At 60.3% G+C, this 18604-nt stretch carries 17 protein-coding genes; 14 read left to right on the forward strand and 3 right to left on the reverse strand.

Annotated elements, in window-relative coordinates:
- Positions 1-177: 177 nt before the first annotated feature.
- The 4 genes from AC2A6O_RS08235 to AC2A6O_RS08250 all read left to right on the forward strand — a co-directional run bounded on the left by AC2A6O_RS08235 (position 178) and on the right by AC2A6O_RS08250 (position 5572).
- Positions 178-1206, forward strand: a complete 1029-nt coding sequence (locus tag AC2A6O_RS08235; protein ID WP_148583540.1) for an ABC transporter substrate-binding protein — start codon at positions 178-180, stop codon at positions 1204-1206.
- A 235-nt stretch (positions 1207-1441) separates the two neighbouring features.
- Positions 1442-3673 (forward strand): ABC transporter permease, encoded by a 2232-nt coding sequence (locus AC2A6O_RS08240; RefSeq protein ID WP_498926421.1) that lies wholly within the window; start codon positions 1442-1444, stop codon positions 3671-3673.
- Positions 3670-4731 (forward strand): ABC transporter ATP-binding protein, encoded by a 1062-nt coding sequence (locus AC2A6O_RS08245; RefSeq protein WP_498926422.1) that lies wholly within the window; start codon positions 3670-3672, stop codon positions 4729-4731. Before AC2A6O_RS08240 ends, AC2A6O_RS08245 begins: the two co-directional genes overlap by 4 nt.
- A 22-nt stretch (positions 4732-4753) precedes the next feature.
- Positions 4754-5572 (forward strand): inositol monophosphatase family protein, encoded by an 819-nt coding sequence (locus tag AC2A6O_RS08250; protein WP_498926423.1) that lies wholly within the window; start codon positions 4754-4756, stop codon positions 5570-5572.
- 27 nt (positions 5573-5599) lie between these two features.
- Here the strand turns inward: AC2A6O_RS08250 and AC2A6O_RS08255 are convergent, their stop codons facing one another.
- On the reverse strand, positions 5600-6523 hold the full coding sequence (locus AC2A6O_RS08255) for a GlxA family transcriptional regulator (RefSeq protein WP_498926424.1): 924 nt from the start codon (positions 6521-6523) through the stop codon (positions 5600-5602).
- 96 nt (positions 6524-6619) lie between these two features.
- On the opposite strand from AC2A6O_RS08255, the gene AC2A6O_RS08260 reads away from it, so the two are divergent.
- Entirely contained in the window at positions 6620-7459 is an 840-nt protein-coding gene (locus tag AC2A6O_RS08260; RefSeq protein WP_209001020.1) for an MBL fold metallo-hydrolase, read from the forward strand.
- A 118-nt stretch (positions 7460-7577) separates the two neighbouring features.
- On the opposite strand, the gene AC2A6O_RS08265 is transcribed toward AC2A6O_RS08260, so the two are convergent.
- Positions 7578-8585 carry a Gfo/Idh/MocA family protein gene (locus tag AC2A6O_RS08265; protein WP_498926425.1) on the reverse strand — a complete coding sequence of 336 codons (1008 nt, stop codon included), beginning with the start codon at positions 8583-8585 and terminating at the stop codon, positions 7578-7580.
- A gap of 357 nt (positions 8586-8942) precedes the next feature.
- Complete coding sequence (gene ppk2 / locus AC2A6O_RS08270) at positions 8943-9851, reverse strand: polyphosphate kinase 2 (RefSeq protein WP_148583547.1); 909 nt, start codon at positions 9849-9851, stop codon at positions 8943-8945.
- A 222-nt stretch (positions 9852-10073) separates the two neighbouring features.
- Here ppk2 and AC2A6O_RS08275 point away from each other — a divergent pair, with 222 nt between their 5' ends.
- The 9 genes from AC2A6O_RS08275 to AC2A6O_RS08315 all read left to right on the forward strand — a co-directional run bounded on the left by AC2A6O_RS08275 (position 10074) and on the right by AC2A6O_RS08315 (position 18584).
- The gene (locus AC2A6O_RS08275) at positions 10074-10691 is read left to right on the forward strand and encodes a TetR/AcrR family transcriptional regulator (protein WP_498926426.1); all 618 of its coding nucleotides are present in this window, start codon (positions 10074-10076) and stop codon (positions 10689-10691) included.
- A 99-nt stretch (positions 10692-10790) separates the two neighbouring features.
- A complete protein-coding gene (locus AC2A6O_RS08280; protein ID WP_498926427.1) occupies positions 10791-12398 on the forward strand; it encodes a carboxyl transferase domain-containing protein in 1608 nt (535 codons plus the stop codon).
- A gap of 11 nt (positions 12399-12409) precedes the next feature.
- The gene (locus tag AC2A6O_RS08285; RefSeq protein ID WP_498926428.1) at positions 12410-13543 is read left to right on the forward strand and encodes a hypothetical protein; all 1134 of its coding nucleotides are present in this window, start codon (positions 12410-12412) and stop codon (positions 13541-13543) included.
- Positions 13543-13701 (forward strand): hypothetical protein, encoded by a 159-nt coding sequence (locus tag AC2A6O_RS08290; RefSeq protein ID WP_498927101.1) that lies wholly within the window; start codon positions 13543-13545, stop codon positions 13699-13701. Before AC2A6O_RS08285 ends, AC2A6O_RS08290 begins: the two co-directional genes overlap by 1 nt.
- A gap of 4 nt (positions 13702-13705) precedes the next feature.
- A complete protein-coding gene (locus tag AC2A6O_RS08295; RefSeq protein ID WP_498926429.1) occupies positions 13706-14131 on the forward strand; it encodes an ASCH domain-containing protein in 426 nt (141 codons plus the stop codon).
- The gene (locus AC2A6O_RS08300; protein ID WP_498926430.1) at positions 14128-14649 is read left to right on the forward strand and encodes an O-acetyl-ADP-ribose deacetylase; all 522 of its coding nucleotides are present in this window, start codon (positions 14128-14130) and stop codon (positions 14647-14649) included. The genes AC2A6O_RS08295 and AC2A6O_RS08300 overlap by 4 nt, the downstream gene beginning before the upstream one ends.
- Entirely contained in the window at positions 14639-14968 is a 330-nt protein-coding gene (locus AC2A6O_RS08305) for a hypothetical protein (RefSeq protein ID WP_498926431.1), read from the forward strand. The genes AC2A6O_RS08300 and AC2A6O_RS08305 overlap by 11 nt, the downstream gene beginning before the upstream one ends.
- Positions 14969-14971: 3 nt before the next feature.
- Positions 14972-16966 carry an ATP-binding protein gene (locus AC2A6O_RS08310; protein WP_498926432.1) on the forward strand — a complete coding sequence of 665 codons (1995 nt, stop codon included), beginning with the start codon at positions 14972-14974 and terminating at the stop codon, positions 16964-16966.
- The gene (locus AC2A6O_RS08315) at positions 16953-18584 is read left to right on the forward strand and encodes an acyl-CoA synthetase (RefSeq protein ID WP_498926433.1); all 1632 of its coding nucleotides are present in this window, start codon (positions 16953-16955) and stop codon (positions 18582-18584) included. Before AC2A6O_RS08310 ends, AC2A6O_RS08315 begins: the two co-directional genes overlap by 14 nt.
- Positions 18585-18604 lie beyond the last annotated feature (20 nt).

The following is an 18604-nucleotide window of genomic DNA, read 5'->3' on the forward strand; positions in this document are numbered from 1 at the left end:
AGCGCTCGGGAGAGACCTGACATTCGACATTCGAAATTCGACCGGCAACGGACCGTGGAGGCGGCTCCGAACGGGCAAGTTGTGCCTCAAGCCGGTCAACACATCAGCCCCCGGGCTGAAAGAAACGCCTGCCCGTCCGGGCAGGTAAAAGGCTGAAAGCCAAAAGTGGAGGAAACCATGTCTTTGAAAACACTCTCCGTCGCACTGCTTGCAACGGCAGCAACCTATATGGTCACACCGGCCATGGCAGAGGGCGATCTCAACGTCATCTGCTCGGCGGACGTCGTAATCTGCGAACAGCTGCAGGGCGACTTCGAAGCAAAGCACGATATCAAGGTCAACATGGTGCGCCTGTCATCGGGCGAAAGCTATGCGAAGATCCGCGCCGAATCCCGCAATCCGAAAACCGATATCTGGTGGGGTGGCACCGGTGACCCGCATCTTCAGGCAGCTTCTGAAGGCCTGACCCAGGAGTACAAGTCGGCAAAGCTCCCCGAGCTTCATGAATGGGCCCAGAAACAGGCGGAAAGCTCCGGCTTCAAGACCGTCGGCGTTTATGCCGGTGCCCTCGGCTGGGGCTACAACACCGAGATCTTCAAGGACAAGGGCCTTGCTGAACCAACCTGCTGGGCAGACCTCCTGAAACCCGAACTCAAGGCTGAAATTCAGGTCGCCAACCCGAATTCTTCCGGCACTGCCTACACCGCGCTCGCCTCCCTGGTTCAGATCATGGGCGAAGATGAGGCTTTCGACTATCTGAAGGAACTCAACAACAACGTTTCCCAGTACACCAAGTCCGGTTCGGCACCGGTGAAGGCGGCCGCCCGTGGCGAAACCGGCCTCGGTATCGTCTTCATGCATGACGCCATTGCGCAGGCCGCTTCCGGCTTCCCGGTCAAGGCCATTGCGCCTTGCGAAGGCACCGGTTACGAAATCGGCTCCATGTCCATCGTCAAGGGCGCCCGCAACCTGGAAAACGCCAAGGTCTGGTACGACTGGGCCCTGTCTCCGGAAGTCCAGTCCCGCATGAAAGACGCGAAGTCCTTCCAGCTTCCGTCCAACAAGGCAGCCGAAGTTCCGCCGGAAGCGCCGAAGTTCGAGGACATCAAACTGATCGACTACGACTTCGCCACCTACGGCAACCCGGACACCCGCAAGAGCCTCCTGGAGCGTTGGGACCGTGAGATTGGCGCTATCGCCAACTGACCCCAACACCCGAAGAAGCCCGCACTGGCCCTGAAAGCCAGTGCGGGCTTCACCCGGAGGACCGACGGCGCAGCAGAGCGGGGCATTCCGCACCATGACATCTGCCGCCACCGGCATCTGACAGATCATGTGCGGCGCCACGGCGCGTCCGCAGTCTCGGCCAGCTTTGCCGGCGCATCGACAAGGATGCGGCGAGGCTTGTCCGTTATTGAAAACCGAAAATACAGGGGTGGCCATGCTGAGTGGCAACAAACGGCTGAACGCTCTACTCGGGCTGGGGATCGGCGCCTTTCTGATCGTGCCCTGGTACAGGGTGGACCGGGGTTTCTTTTCCTTTGAATGGCCATCGGACTTTCTGGTCTCCTCCGATCTCGCGCCCGGCCTTCTGCAGATCTTTGCCGAAGGTCGTGTCTGGCTTGCGCTCGCGCTGGCGCTGTTTCTGATCGGCGGCAGTGCCCGCTTCATGACAGACGCCAACAAGCGCGGCCGGTTGCTTGTCGTCACCGGCACCATCGGCATTCTCTTCATGGCGCTTCAGGGGCTTGCCATCAGCTTCACCGGCTGGGCCTGGACCTTTCCCGAAACCACCTTCGGAGCCTTGCCGCTCGGCCAGCCTGCCATGGGGGCAGGCGCCATCGTCACCTCTCTGATCTTCGTGCTCTTCATCGCTTTCGGACTTGCCGAGCGTGGCTTCATGAAGGGCGATGCCTTTGTCGTCGGATCGATCTCCATCCTGATCTTCCTGGTGACGGTTTTCATCTTCTACCCCATCGGCTCGATGTTCGCCGGCTCGGTGCAGGATTTCGACGGCTCCTTCAAGCCGGACGGGTTCATCCGCAACATGCAGGACCCGGCCATCTGGAGCCTTGATTGCGTCTTTGGCGGCAACCGCTGCGGCGTTGCATGGCGCACGCTGTTCCTGGCCGTATTGTCAGGCCTCGGCTCCACCACGCTCGGTCTTGCCTTTGCGCTGGTTGCCACACGCACCCGTTTCCCGTTCAAGAAGGGCCTGCGGCTCCTCACCGTCCTGCCGATCATCACCCCGCCCTTCGTGATCGGCCTCGCGCTCACGCTGCTTTTCGGCCGCTCCGGCGTCGTCACCCAGGGTCTCGATACGCTGTTCGGCATCGAGCCAAGTCGCTGGCTTTACGGGTTGACCGGCATCTGGATCGCGCAGGTTCTGTCCTTCACGCCAATCTCCTTCCTGGTGCTGATCGGCGTTGTCGAGGGCGTCAGCCCCTCGATGGAAGAAGCCTCGCAAACCCTGCGGGCCGACCGCTGGCGCACCTTCTGGCGGGTTTCGCTGCCCCTGATGAAACCGGGCCTCGCCAACGCCTTCCTGATCGGCTTCATCGAAAGCATGGCCGATTTCGGCAACCCGCTGGTGCTCGGCGGCAGCCACGGCGTGCTCTCGACCGAAATCTTCTTTGCCGTCGTCGGCTCGCAGGTCGATCCGTCCCGCGCCGCCGTGCTGGCGATCATCCTGCTCAGCTTCACGCTGACCGCCTTCCTTGCACAGCGCATGTGGCTGTCGGGCAAGAATTTCGCCACCGTCACCGGCAAGGGCGACAGCGGCGCCCATGCCGGTCTGCCGAAGAGCCTCTCCCTCACCGTCTACGGCATCGTGCTGCCGTGGATGGGGTTCACCATCGTCGTCTATGGCATGATTCTGTTCGGCGGCTTCGTGAAGACCTGGGGTCTCGACAATTCCCTGACGCTGGAACACTACGCTAGGGCCTTCTCGGTCACCTTCCAGGACGGCGCACTTGTCTGGACCGGCGTTGCCTGGAACTCCTTCTGGACGACCATGGAAATCGCGCTCATCTCCGCACCATTGACGGCGGCCGTGGGTCTGCTGACGGCCTATATCATCGTGCGGCAGAAATTTGCCGGCAAGAACGCCTTCGAATTTGCCCTCATGATGAGCTTCGCCATTCCCGGCACCGTCATCGGCATCAGCTACATCATGGCCTTCAACCTGCCGCCCATCGAGATGACCGGCTCGGCCCTGATCCTGGTTGCCTGTTTCGTCTTCCGGAACATGCCGGTTGGCGTGCGCGGCGGCATTGCGGCCATGAGCCAGCTCGACAAGAGCCTGGACGAGGCGTCGCTGACGCTGCGGGCAAACAGCGCCCGTACGCTGCGCAAGGTGATCCTGCCGCTGCTGCGGCCGGCTATCACCGCGGCGCTGGTCTATTCCTTCGTCCGGGCCATCACCTCCATCAGTGCGGTCATCTTCCTGGTCAGCGCGGAATACAACATGGCGACCTCCTACATCGTCGGCCTCGTCGAAAACGGCGAATACGGCATCGCCATCGCCTATTCCTCCATGCTGATCTTCGTGATGATCACGGTTATTGCGGGCTTCCAGTTCCTGGTCGGCGAACGCCGCCTGCGCCGGGAAAACCGCGTCTCCGGCATGGCCAAATCCAGTAAAATTCGTATCGCGCAGGAGAAAACTGCATGACTGACCTCAAACCCGGCTCCGTCGTTTTTGAAAACGTCCGCAAGGACTTCGGCACCTTCACCGCCATTCCGGACCTGTCGATCACCATCGAACCCGGCACGCTGGTAACCCTGCTCGGCCCATCCGGCTGCGGCAAGACCACCACCTTGCGCATGCTGGCAGGCCTTGAACATCCGACCTCGGGCAGGATCCTGATCGGCGGACGGGACGTCACCATGGTTCCCGCGCATGAGCGCGATGTCTCCATGGTGTTCCAGTCCTACGCCTTGTTCCCGCACATGAATGCGCTCGACAATGTGGCCTACGGGCTGGAATCCTCCGGATACAAGAAGCGGGAGGCCCGCGAACGGGCCGAGGAAGGTCTTACCCAGGTCGGCCTTTCCGGCATGGGCCATCGCCTGCCGGCGGAACTGTCCGGCGGCCAGCAGCAGCGTGTCGCGGTTGCCCGTGCGCTGGTGCTGAACCCGCAGGTGCTGCTGCTGGATGAACCCTTGTCCAACCTCGATGCCCGCCTGCGCCGACGCGTGCGCACGGAAATCCGCGAGCTTCAGCAGCGCCTCGGCTTCACCGCCGTTTATGTCACCCACGACCAGGACGAAGCGCTTGCCGTGTCCGACAGGATCGTGGTCATGAAAGATGGCAAGATTGCCCAGGAAGGCGCCCCGCGCGAACTCTACGAAGAACCCGTATCCGAATTCATTGCCGATTTCATGGGCGAAGCGAATGTCGTTTCCTGCGAGATCGTCGGCCGGGAGGGCGACGACGCCCTGATCGATGTCGGCGGCCTGCAGCACCGCCTGCGCGCACGGCAAGCCACCAGCGGCCAGGCCAAACTGGCCGTGCGGCCCGGCTCCGTGATGCTCAATCCGGAGGGAGCGGCAGGTCTCGGCGGTGAAATCCTGACGGCTGCCTATCTCGGCGATCACGTCGAATACGAGATCGAGACCCCGGTCGGAAATTTCTTCGTCATCGATCACTCGGTCGAACGATCCTTCGCGCCCCGCACCGCCGTCTCGCTCGGCTTCCGCAACCGGGGCCTCGCCCTGATCGAGGCCTGACGTGACAATGGTTACTGAAGACATGAGCTCATCGACTGACGCGCTGACGGCAAGGTTCGCCGCAGCGCGGGACATTGCAGAAGAAGCCGGTTCCCTGGCACTGGAGTATTTCCACCGGCGCAAGGATCTGACCATCGAGATCAAAGGCGGGCTGCAGGACGTTGTCTCGATTGCCGACAAGACTGTGGAAACGCTCATTCGCGACAGGCTGCATACGTCCTTTCCAGAAGACGGGATTCTGGGGGAGGAACATGGGGTCGAACAAGGCAGCAGCGGGTTCACCTGGGTGGTCGATCCCATCGACGGCACCTCCGCCTTCGTCCACGGCCTGCCGAGCTGGTGCGTCTCCATCGCGCTGCTGCACGGCACGGACCTGGTCATGGGTGTTATCCGTGTGCCCTGCGGCGATGAAAGCTTCGCGGCCGTCAGGGGCGGCGGCGCAACACTGAACGGCGAACCGCTCCGCCTTGACGCATCGAAGACACTGCAGAACAGCTTGACCGGCATTGGCGCCAACAATGCCGTACCGCCGGAAATGATCGGCGCGCTCATCACGGGTCTGATGGCGCGCGGCGGCAATTACATCCGCACCGGTTCGGGCGCCCAGATGCTGGCCCTGGTGGCCGCCGGCAGGCTGGCAGGGTTCTACGAGCCTTCCATGCATGCCTGGGATTGCCTTGCCGGCTATTGCCTGGTTGCCGAAGCCGGTGGCAGCTACCGCCCCTTCCCCGTTGAAGGCGATGCCATTCTGGAAGGCGGCCCGGTCCTCGCAGCCGGTCCCGGCGCTTTTGAGGAGCTTTCTGCTCTGGCAAGCGAAAGCGAGCGCCTACTGAACACTTGAGACCATGGTTGCCCGATAGGACGCTCCTCAATCGGCAAGCTTGAGATCCTCCCGCCTGTACTGGTCCCGGAACGCCCCCGGCGTCAGGCCGGAAAGGCGGGAGAACAGGCGGACGAAGGACGGCGGATCGTTGTAGCCAACAGCAAAGCAGATCTCCGAGACTGCCCAATCCGTTTCAATCAGGAGATCCCTGGCCCGCTCGATGCGCAATTCCTGCAGATAGTGTTTCGGGGCAAGACCCGTTGCCGCCTTGAAGCGCCTTTGAAAAGTCCGCCCCGGCAGCCCGCTTTCCCGAACCATATCGGCCACCGACACATCCTCGCCGGACCGAGCTTCCAGAAAATGCTGCACCTTCAGGATGGCCGCATCGCCATGCCGAAGATCGGGCAGGAAGCGCCGGAAACGGCGCTGATCGCGGCGGCGGAAGTCGACAATGAAATGCCGCGCCGTGGCAACGGCCACAGGGTACCCCAGAAAGCGCTCGATCAGGGCCAGCGCAAGATCGACCCAGGCCATCAGGCCGCCGGCCGTGATCAGGTCCGAATATTCGATCAGCAACCTGTCCGTATCGAGCCTCAGGTCCGGATAGGCTGCTGAAAGGCGCTGCTCCAGCCCCCAATGGGTCGTCACCTTGCGCCCTGCCCCCAGCCCCGCGGCCGCAACGAATGTCAGCCCGGTGCAGGCAGAACACACGACGGACCCGTTGCCGTGCAGATGCTGCAAAAACGTGGGCAGCGCCGGAACGTCTTCCAGGCGAACCCGTCCGGCCGAAGGCGGCAGGATCACCGCATCGTAGCCTTCCACCACCACGGAGAAATCTGCCAGAACATCCAGCCTCACCTCAGCACCGCTAATGCCCGCGGCATGACCAAGAACGTCCTGCAGCCCATAGACGGCGGATTTGAGAGATCCCGGATAAGCGAGAATGGCGATGGCAAGCGACTGACCCATTTGGCCAATTTAGCACATTCTTTGTCATTTGCGCCAATCGTTCCCGAAGGCACCCGAAGCTAGGTTTCCGTCCGGCAAACAGACATGGAGACCCCAATGCCCGGCACTCTCGAAAAATCCGGCACCCGCCTTGCGCTTGGCGACCTGGCCCTCACGGCCCTGTCGGACGGTTATCTCGACATTCCCGCCGCCTATTTTTCCAACGTAACGCAGGCCGAACAGCAGGCTGTCAGCCCCAGCACACGCTTTGGAGCCAACACCTGGCTGATCGAGACGGGCACGCGCAAGATCCTGATTGATGCCGGATCGGGTGATTGTCTGAAGGAGCGTTTTCCGGCAAGTGGGGCCCTCACCTGGCAGGCACCGGAAAGGGCCGCAGAGCGCGCAGCGGTGACCGACATCGTCATTACTCACATGCATGCCGACCATATTGGCGGCCTGTCCGTAAACGGCAGCAGCCTCTTTCCGAATGCGGTCATCCATGTTCAGGCGACAGAGTGGGACTTCTGGACCGACGAAGCCCTGCTGACCACTGCGCCGGAAGACAAAAGACCGATGGTTGGCCTCATTCAGGCACTGGCGAAGCCGGTCGGCAATCAGCTGCGCCTTCATCGCGGTGATGCCGATCTCGGCAACGGCATCACCCTGCTTTCAGCGCCGGGTCACACACCGGGTCATCAGGCCGTGCATCTTTCCGCCGGCTCCAGGGAAATGATCCTGCTGGCAGATGTCGTCGTGTCCGATGCGCTGCAATTTGCCAACCCGGAGGTTCGCTATGCGCTCGACAGCGATCCTGCCTTGGCCGTTGAGACACGAAAGACGTTGTTCGACCGACTGTCAGCAGACAGGATCCCCTTTGCGGCAACCCACCTGTCGACGGAGCGGTTCGGATATCTGGAGACACGCGGCAACGGGTTCACTTTTGTGGAGGTTTGAACGCTGGGGACCTTTGCCGACGTTGCCCAACGCCCCAACTCCTACCTCGGCCCGCTCAAAAACAAGTCCCGGCTCAAGGCCGGGACGGCACATTAAGAAGATCAAACGTGCATTTGGATCAGTCGATGCTGACCCAGCCGTCTTTTTCCGCCGATGCGAAGATTGCGTCGAGGATCTTCATGTTCTGAACCGCGTCTTCCGCGCGATAGGGCAGCGGCGCTTCGCCGGTAATCGCCCGGCCGAACACATCCACCAGTTCGCCATACTGGTCGCACGGCGCGATGATATCCGACTGCATCGAGGCATCGCCGAGCAGGGAGCCGTCATCAAGCCGGATCTGCACTGCCTCGCCTTGGGGTGCGTTGAACGGGATGACGATTTCCAGACGCTTCTTCGTGCCGACCAGTTGAATGCGCTGATAAGGCGTGAGCTGGGTCGAAACAGTGAAGTTGAGATGCCGGTTGTTGCCGAAGTCGAGCAGAGCACTGGTCATCCGGTCCGTACCGAACTCCGGATCCCGGTCGATCAGCGACACCACCCGCTGCGGTTCGGCATCGAAGAAGTAACGCCCGGCCAGCATGGTGTAGCAGCCGATGTCGAGCAGCGCGCCGCCGCCGATGTCGGCCTTGTTGCGGATGTTGCCCGGATCGTCGTTGTAATAGCTGAAGAAGGTGTGGATCGCTTTCAGTTCACCCAGGTCGCCGGACCGAACGATCTCGCGCGCCTTGATCCACTGCGGATGAGCCCGCACCATGAAGTTTTCGGCCACCAGCTTGTCTTTTGGCAGTTTCAGAAGCTGCGCTGCTTCCTCGGCATTGAGTGCCACCGGCTTCTCGCACAGCACATGTTTGCCGGCATTCACCGCCTGGATCGTCACGGGCACATGCATGTGGTTGGGCAACGGATTGTAGATCGCATCGATCTCCGGATCTGCGAGCAGTTCCTCATAGGACCCGTAAGCCTTTTCGATGCCAAGTTCCCTGGCAGCTTCCTGCGCCCGGCCGAGATCGCGCGAGGCGATTGCATGGGCAATACCCGTCGCCGATTGCTGAATGCCCGGAATGACCTTTTCGAGACCGATTTTCGCGGTTGAAACGATCCCCCATTTGATAGTCTTTTCCGTCATGCCGGCATCCTTCCCACTTTTTTGAGGTACGCACCCCAGATGACATAAAACGATTTAACTCCGCAAGGGCGGAAAGGCAGGATAGAGGCCTGTTCTCGTTGTCAGCGCAGCATTCAGGAAGCAGACCAGGCCCCATTTCTGCGTCACCCCGGACAAGCGTAGCGCAGATCCGGGGCCTACTCGCAGAACCACCTGCTGAAACATGCGAAAGTCCGGTCGACACCTGCTCCAGCCTCAACGCTCCGCAAGCAAGTGGGCCCCGGGTTTCGCGTTGCTCGCCCGGGGTGACACCTGTGGTCTCTGGAGAGATCTACCCGAAGGCAGCAATCGCACCCATGAAGGGCGCAGCTGCCCGCCTCAGAATTTCTCCGGCACGTAGAGGTGCTCCGGCAGCACCTTGCGCTCGTAGTCGGAGTTATAGACACGCTCCGGCAATTCGATCGGATCGTGCGGCACTTCTTCGTATGGGATCATCGACAGAAGGTGGCTGATGCAGTTGAGGCGGGCTTGTTTCTTGTCGTTGCCTTCCACGATGAACCACGGGGCTTCGGGAATATTTGTCCGCTCGAAGGTCTCTTCCTTGGCCTTGGTATAGTCTTCCCAGCGCACCCGGGATTCCAGATCCATCGGCGACAGTTTCCATTGCTTCAGCGGGTCGTGGATCCGCATCAGGAAGCGGAGCTGCTGCTCCTCGTCGGTAATCGAGAACCAGTATTTGATCAGCCGCACGCCGGAGCGCACGATCATGCGCTCGAATTCGGAAACGTCGTTGAAAAACTGCTCGACCTGGTTTTCATCGGCAAACCCCATCACCCGCTCAACGCCGGAGCGGTTGTACCAGGAGCGGTCGAACAGCACCATTTCCCCCGCAGCCGGCAGATGCGGCACATAGCGCTGGAAATACCACTGGGTTTTCTCACGGTCGGTTGGCGCCGGCAGCGCAACCACGCGCGCGACACGCGGATTGAGCCGCTGGGTGATCCGCTTGATGACACCGCCCTTGCCGGCCGCGTCACGGCCCTCGAAGATGATCACGATCTTCTCACCGGTGTGCTGAACCCAATCCTGCAGCTTCACCAGTTCGGCCTGCAGGCGCAGCAACTCGTGAAAATAGGTGTTCCGGTCAATTGACGACTTGTGTTTCTTGTCCGAGATGAAGGCGAGATCCCTGGCGATGAGAAAATCGTCGATCTCCATCTCCAGCTCTTCGTCCAGGCTGTCTGCCCATTCCGCTTCAACCCAGGTTTTTGCGCTTTCGTCGGTCATCAATCGGTTCCTTTGAAATACATCCCCTAGGCACGACCCAGATCGGCGGTGCGTTCAACCGGATGCAGAATGCCCAAGGACTGTGAACAGGTTATCCATGAAAGTTTTTTGACAGTCGTACGTATTCCTCTGCCATTCTTTGTAGCAGCAACGCCTTCGCACTCAAATTGCCCTTGAAAATGAACAAACGTTCATTTACTTTTGCGGTCAGGGAGGATTGAAATGGCAAGCGCTGCTGCAAAACCGCAAAGCCGCTCCAGAACGGGCGCCAAGGGCCAGGAGACTGCCGCGCGTGTGCGCAAGGCCGCCCTGAAACGCTTTGCCGCCAACGGCTATGCCGCAGTGTCGATGCGCGAGATTGCCGCCGATGTCGGTGTTCAGCCAGGCGCGCTCTACAATCATTTCCCGACAAAGCAGGACATCCTGAAGGACCTGATGCTGGCCCATATGGGCGAGCTTCTGGCCGCCTGGGACGAAGCCCCCTTCCCCGTCGATATGGACCCGCTGGAGCGTTTCGTGCGGTTTCACATCCGCTATCACCTGGAGAGGGCTGACGAGGTTTTCATTTCCTACATGGAGCTTCGCAATCTCGAGCCTGACAATTTCGACGCCGTCGAGACAGAGCGCCGCCGCTACGAAGGCATCCTGACGCACATTCTCGAAAAAGGCTCGCAGCAGGGCCGCTACAGCCTGCACGAACCCAGGGTCACGACCCGGGCGATCATCGCCATGCTGACCGCCATTCCAAGCTGGTACCGCGAAGGTGGGCGCCTCTCCAGACAGGATATCGAAGAGATCTACCTCGACCTGGCGCGCAAGTCCGTCGCGCCGGAAGAATGAGACATACCGGCCCCTCAGGCGTCCAACCGGACGCATGGGGAGCCAACAAGAGAACGAGATCAACCGCCCAGAGGGTTGTTCCAAGGGAGACCGGGTGACATGAGCATCCTGAAATCGAGCCTATCGCCGAGAAGCGAACAGTTTGCAGCCAACCGTGCCGCCCACGAGGCCGCCATGGACACCGTCAAGGCAGCCGCCAGAACGGCATTGGACGGCGGCGGTGAAACCGCCCGCCAGCGCCACGTGTCCCGCGGCAAGATCCTGCCCCGCGAACGCGTCTCCCGTCTGCTCGATCCGGGCTCGCCTTTTCTGGAAGTCGGCATGCTGGCCGCCAACGACATGTATGACGGCGCAGCGCCCGCCGCCGGCATGATCGCCGGCATCGGCCGGGTTGAAGGCCGCGAGGTGATGATCCTTGCCAATGACGCCACCGTCAAAGGTGGCACCTATTATCCGATGTCGGTGAAAAAGCACCTGCGCGCCCAGGAAATTGCCTCGGAAAACAATCTGCCCTGCATCTATCTGGTCGACAGCGGCGGCGCCAACCTGCCCAATCAGGACGAGGTCTTCCCGGACCGAGACCATTTCGGCCGTATCTTCTTCAACCAGGCCAACATGTCAGCCAGGGGCATCGCGCAGATCGCGGTCGTCATGGGTTCCTGCACCGCAGGCGGCGCCTATGTGCCGGCCATGTCGGACGAAACCATTATCGTCAAGAACCAGGGCACCATCTTCCTGGCCGGCCCGCCGCTGGTGAAGGCCGCCACCGGCGAGGAAGTCACGGCGGAAGATCTCGGCGGCGGCGATGTCCACACGCGCCTGTCCGGCGTTGCCGATCATCTTGCCCGCGACGATGCCCACGCGCTGGCGCTTGCCCGCCGCGCCATCGCCAGCCTCAACCGCACCAAGACACCGTCCGTCGCCCTGCAGACCCCGGAAGACCCGCTCTACGATCCGGAAGAAATCCTCGGTGTCGTTCCGGCCGATCTGAAAACGCCCTACGACATCCGCGAGGTGATCGCCCGCACGGTCGACGGATCGCGCTTCGATGAGTTCAAGGCCCGCTACGGCACCACTCTGGTCTGCGGTTTCGCCCATATCCATGGCATGCCTGTCGGCATCATTGCCAACAACGGCGTGCTGTTTTCCGAAAGTGCGGTGAAGGGGGCTCATTTCGTTGAGCTCTGTTCCCAGCGCAAGGTGCCGCTGGTGTTCCTGCAGAACATCACCGGCTTCATGGTCGGCCGCAAATATGAAAGCGGCGGCATTGCCAAGGACGGCGCCAAGCTGGTGACGGCGGTTGCCACCACCTCCGTTCCGAAGATCACCATGCTGGTGGGCGGCTCCTTCGGCGCCGGCAACTACGGCATGTGCGGCAGGGCCTATTCGCCGCGGTTCCTGTGGACCTGGCCCAACTCCCGCATCTCCGTCATGGGCGGCGAACAGGCGGCCGGCGTTTTGGCCACCGTCCGCCGCGACGGTATCGAACGCAAGGGCGGCAGCTGGTCGGAGGACGAGGAAAAAGCTTTCAAACAACCGATCATCGACCAGTTCGAAGAACAGGGCCACCCGCTTTACGCGACCGCCCGGCTCTGGGACGATGGCATTGTCGACCCGAGGAAGACCCGCGACATTCTGGGCCTTTCCCTGTCGGCAGCACTGAACGCCACGATCGAAGACACGCGCTTCGGTCTCTTCAGGATGTGATGAGATTCGACATGCCACTCACTGATAAGTTCCTCTCAGGAACCTGTACACTACACATCGGGGACAAGAGTTTGCGTGGCTGCGCTTGCTATCTAAATTTAGAAAAGCAGGTTTTTGAAGTACAAGTCCGAAATGAAAACTCAGTTACTGAACTTAAGCATGAAGCTGACTTTCGCCTTACAAACGTAAAATTAATTACGCCACTCGGCGAATTAAGCGCGAACAGCATACCTATTGCCTTCGCTTCAAATATAAATCACAGAGGATGGAAATCATCATCAACTGAAATTCTTACTATTCTAGCAATAGACGCAAGCTTTGAGTTATTAAATCTAGTCGTAAATAGTGAAATTGAATTCGATATAAAATGCCCTGGAAAAGAAATATTATTTTTTCCCGGAATAGCAACTTATGGCAAATTCCAAGTTTCAGAAGATTTATTTATTAATGGCACAAAAGACAACATATCACTTATCGGGAAATTACCAGATAACTGTACACGCGCAAAATTTGCACTGAGTGTCGCTATTGGAAGCCCATTAAGAAAATTTTCTCACCTTTCGAACAACAAAATAAGGATGATAATAAATAATTTTGGCTTCGACCGCGCGTCAAGACCAATTTTTTATTGCGGATATCCGTACAGAGAAATGGAAATTGTTCGAAATAATCTTATAGAGACCTTCAACAAAACATACAAATACATGAGAAATCTAAACAAAGAAAAAGAATCCGGCATGAGAAACGCTCTCAGCAGCTTTCTACAAGCACGCACGCTCTCTGGCTCTTATCAAGTTCAAATTCTTGCAGCCTATCACTTCCTTGAATGGTTTGACGGCTCAAAAACGATGTCGGCAAACCAGTTACAGAACATACTCCAAATATCCAGATTAGAAGCCGAAGGGATAAACAATATTAGAAATGGATTAATTCACAACAACACTGATTTGTTAGAAATAATTCAAAGAGGATCGGAAAAAATAGCATCATCCAACTCTGAGTTATCCCAAAAAGTTCTAAACTTCAATCGTCACGATTTTGGCTACATGAACTATCTTTTTACACTGCTCGGGCGCGCCCTCTTTAGGGAAATCGGGATTCATGCCCAAACTGATTATTACCTACCAGTCACAGAGGATCACTAATGTCAAATCTTGTTGACTTGAGCAATCAACGTGAAGTTGGCCTCTGGGACGATGGCATCGTCGACCCGCGCAAGACCCGGGATATCCTCGGCCTCTCCCTGTCGGCAGCCTTGAACGCCCCGATCGAAGACACGCGCTTCGGTCTCTTCAGGATGTGATCCGATGTCCATCGACGCGTTGAAAGCAAAATACCCCGGTGCGGAAACCTTCAAGTTTGGCGACAGCGCGGACCTGTGCGCCCAGCTCATCGCCCTGGTGCGCGCCGGCAAGAAGACCGCCACATGCGGCGACTTGTACAGTTTTGAAGATGGCGACGAGGTCCTGCCCGTCGTAGGACGCCGGGATATTGCTGTCAACTGGGACGGCACCCCCGCACTGGTGATCGAGACGGTGGCAGTAACTGTCCAGCGGTTCTGCGATGTCGGAGAGGACTTCGCCCTGGCAGAAGGCGAAAACGACGACCTGGCCGGCTGGCGGCGGGATCATCAGATGTTCTTTGAACGCAACGGCGGTTTTGATCCGGAAATGCAGCTCGTCTGCGAGCGCTTCAAGGTTGTCGAGGATCTTCAGCCGGAGCTGAAGCCATGAGCAGGATCAAGACACACGTCGGCGACATCACCCGGCTTGCCGTGGATGCCATCGTCAATGCGGCCAACACGTCGCTGCTCGGTGGTGGCGGTGTCGACGGCGCAATCCACCGCACGGCAGGTCCCGAGCTCCTGGCTGAATGCAGGACACTCAACGGCTGCAAGACCGGCAGTGCCAAGATCACCAAAGGCTACCGCCTGCCGGCCCGCCATGTCATTCACACGGTCGGCCCGGTCTGGAAAGGCGGCGCGTCCGGCGAGGCGGACCTCTTGGCGTCCTGCTACGAAACCAGCCTGCGCCTTGCGGCCGAAAATGGCTGCAGGACAATTGCCTTTCCGGCGATCTCCACCGGCATTTACGGCTATCCGGCCGACAAGGCCGCCTCGGTTGCGGTCGCAACGCTCACGCGGGTTCTGGAAGACCTGCCGGAGATCGATTGCGTCACGCTGGTCGCCTTTGACGAGGCCAGCCATGCCCCTCTTCTGGAAGCGCTCGGGAGGACGCCCGATGAAAGGTGAAGTCCGCTCCATGGTGGAATGCGGTCCGGATATCGAAGCCGCATTTCGTGACCAGCATCCTGAAGTTCAACTCACGCAGCCACTGACCGCCATCCTGGTCGCGCTCGACGAAGGCAGCATCGACAAGGGCGACACGCTGTCCGTCGGCGGCCTGAAGGTGGACGTGCTGGCAACCGGGCGAAGCGCCCCACTGGCAGACGGCAGCCGGAACTCGGTCACGGTTTTCAGCACGCTGCCGATACACAATATGCCGGACCTTGCTCCGGACCGAGATGCCGATACCCCCGGCGCACTTGTCACTCCCTGGGAGGAGAGCTGAGAAATGTTCAAGAAGATCCTCATTGCCAACCGCGGCGAGATTGCCTGCCGGGTCATGACGACGGCCCGGAAGCTCGGCATCAAGACCGTCGCGGTCTATTCGGACGCCGACGCCAGGGCAAAGCATGTGGCCATGGCCGACGAGGCGTTCCGCATCGGCACGGCACCCGTTTCGGAAAGCTATCTGAAGGCCGACAAGATCATCGAAGCCTGCAAGCTGAGCGGCGCCGAGGCGGTACATCCGGGCTACGGTTTCCTGTCGGAAAATCCGGACTTCGTTGATGCTCTCGACAAGGCCGGCATTGCCTTCATCGGGCCAAGCGCCTCATCCATCCGCGCCATGGGCCTGAAGGATGCCGCCAAGGCGCTGATGGAAAAGGCCGGTGTGCCGGTAGTGCCCGGTTACCACGGCGACAACCAGGATGCGGATTTCCTGAAAGAGCAGGCCGACCAGATCGGCTATCCGGTGCTCATCAAGGCGCGTGCCGGCGGCGGCGGCAAGGGCATGCGCAGGGTCGACGACCCGCAGGATTTTGCCGAAGCGCTGAAAGGCGCCCAGCGCGAAGGCGAAGCCAGTTTTGGCGATGGCCGCGTGCTGATCGAGAAATATCTCACCAAGCCGCGCCATATTGAAATCCAGGTTTTCGGCGACAGCCACGGCAATGCCGTGCACCTGTTCGAGCGCGATTGCTCGCTGCAGCGCCGCCACCAGAAGGTGATCGAGGAAGCCCCCGCCCCCGGCATGCCGGAAGAAATGCGCCAGGCGATGGGCGACGCTGCCGTGACAGCGGCAAAGGCCATCGATTACTCAGGTGCCGGCACCATCGAATTCATCGCCGATGTCTCCGAAGGCCTGCGCTCCGACCGGTTCTATTTCATGGAAATGAACACCCGCCTTCAGGTGGAGCACCCGGTTACCGAACTGATCACCGGCGAGGATCTGGTGGAATGGCAGCTTCGCGTTGCGTCCGGTGAAACCTTGCCGAAACGCCAGGAAGATCTTTCCTTTGACGGATGGGCCTTCGAAGCCCGGCTCTATGCTGAAGACGCGCCAAAGGGCTTCCTGCCCGCCATCGGCACGCTGGAGCACCTGGCCCTGCCGGAAGACAGTGCCCGCGTCGACAGCGGCGTGCGGCCCGGCGATGAAATCACCCCCTATTATGATCCGATGATTGCCAAGGTAATCGTCCATGGCCCGACCCGCCAGGCTGCCCTCGGCAAGCTGCTGGCAAGTCTGGAGGCGACGGAAGTTGCCGGTTGCGTCACCAATGCCGGGTTTCTGGCGGCCCTGTGCCGCCACAAGGGCTTTGCCGCGGGCGATGTCGACACCGGCCTTATCGACAGGGATCTGGCGCAGCTCATCGAAGAGCCGTCCATTCCGGTGGATGCAATTGCCCTTGCCGCCCTCAAGGCGCTCGGCCTGACCAAGCCGGCAAGCGGCAACGATCCGTTCGACAGGCTGGCCGGATGGCGGATCTGGAGCGCGTCGCGCCAATACGCACTGCTGGAAATTGCCGGCGAGCGCCGGGATGTCGAGGTTCATGCGCTCGGCCACCAGCGATTTGCCGTACACCTGGAGGAAGGCTCGCGCGAATACGCGCTGGTGAAAGTCGACGCCGGTGCGATCACCTATGACTGCGACGGCCACCGGGCCCGCGCCGTGGTGGTTGAAGACCGCAAGGGGCTGACGGTCTTTCTCGGTGGCCATGCCTTCCCGGTAGCCTTGCCGGACACGCTCAGTGCCGACGAGGAAGCCGGCGGCGCGGACGACCAGCTCATCGCACCCATGCCCGGCCTTGTGAAAGTTCTGAACGCAAAAGCAGGCGAAGCCGTAACAAAGGGTCAGCCGCTGCTGATCCTGGAAGCCATGAAGATGGAACACACGCTGAAGGCCCCGCGCGACGGTGTCATCGGCGAGGTTCTGGTGGCCGAAGGCGAGCAGGTCACCGACGGCACCGTTCTTCTGGCACTCGCGGAGGAAGCCGATGCTGCCGCATGACGCCACAAGTTACGATGACCTTTCTGACAGGTTCAAATGGCAGATCCCCGACCGGTTCAACATCGGCGTTGCCATATGCGACGACTGGGCCGCGCGCGAGCCGAACCGGGAGGCGCTGGTCTATACGGACGAGGACGGCAACGCCACCAGCTACACCTATGACGACCTGAGACGGCTTTCCAATCAGCTTGCCAACCTGCTGACTGCCCGAGGCGCCCAGCCCGGTGACCGGATCGGCGTCCTGATGCCCCAAAGGCCCGAAACCGCCTTTGCCCATATCGCTGCCCTGAAACTCGGCGCGATCACCATTCCGCTCTTCACCCTTTTCGGTGAGGAAGCTCTGGAGTATCGGCTGAAGGATTCCGGTGCCAAAGCGGTGATCACGGACGCGAGCGGTGCGGCCAAGCTGGCGACGATCCGTGACCGCCTGCCTGAGCTGACAACGATCTTCTGCGCTGACGAAGATGTTCCAGGGGCGGAGAGCCTTCACCATCACATGGCCGGGCACGAAGGCAAATTCACCCCTTTCGACACGGGCCAGGACGACCCGGCCATCATCATCTACACCTCCGGCACCACCGGCCAGCCGAAGGGCGCCCTTCACGGCCACCGAGTGCTGCTCGGCCATTTGCCCGGCGTGGAAATGAGCCACGACCTGCTGGGCCAGCCGGGTGACCGGATCTGGACCCCGGCGGACTGGGCCTGGATCGGCGGTCTGCTCGACGTGCTTATGCCAGCGCTCTACCTCGGTGTCCCGGTGGTGGCCTGCCGGTTCCGGAAATTCACCGCGGACGCCGCCTTTCAGCTTCTGCAGGACCAGAAGATCCGCAACACCTTCCTGCCGCCCACCGCACTGAAGATGATGCGGCAGGTGGAGGCTCCTGAAGACCGCTGGCACTTCGCCCTCCGCTCTGTTGCGTCCGGCGGCGAAACGCTCGGCGCGGAACTGATCGACTGGGGCCGCCGCACATTTGGCCTGACGATCAACGAGTTCTACGGCCAGACCGAGTGCAACATGATCGTTTCCAGTTGCGCCAGACTGATGGAAGCGCGCCCTGGCATCATGGGCCGTCCTGTTCCCGGACACCACGTCAGCGTTGTCAGCGATACGGGTGAAGAACTGCCTGCGGGCACACTCGGCAACATTGCCGTCAAACGTCCTGATCCGGTGATGTTCCTGAGCTACTGGAACAACATGGAAGCGACGGAAAAGAAGTTCGCCGGCGTTTGGCTTTTGACAGGCGACACCGGCATCAAGGACGACACAGGCTGGATCCGTTTTGTTGGCCGGGATGATGACGTCATCACGTCATCTGGCTACCGCATCGGGCCGGGGGAGATCGAGGATTGCCTGATCAAGCACCCGGCGGTTGCCATGGCCGGTGTCGTTGGCAAACCCGACAGCCAGCGCACGGAGATCGTCAAGGCGTATATCGTTTTGAAAAACGGCATCGAACCGTCCGACAAACTTGCCGGGGAAATTGCCGACTTCGTCAAGACGCGGCTTGCCGCCCACGAGTATCCGCGCGAAGTCGCCTTTGTCAGCGCCCTGCCCCTGACTACCACCGGCAAGGTGATCCGCCGCGAACTGCGCGCCAGAGCCGGGCAGGAAGGGTGACTGCGCCCCGATGCCCAACG

The sequence above is a fragment of the Labrenzia sp. ATLA3 genome (assembly GCF_057180185.1).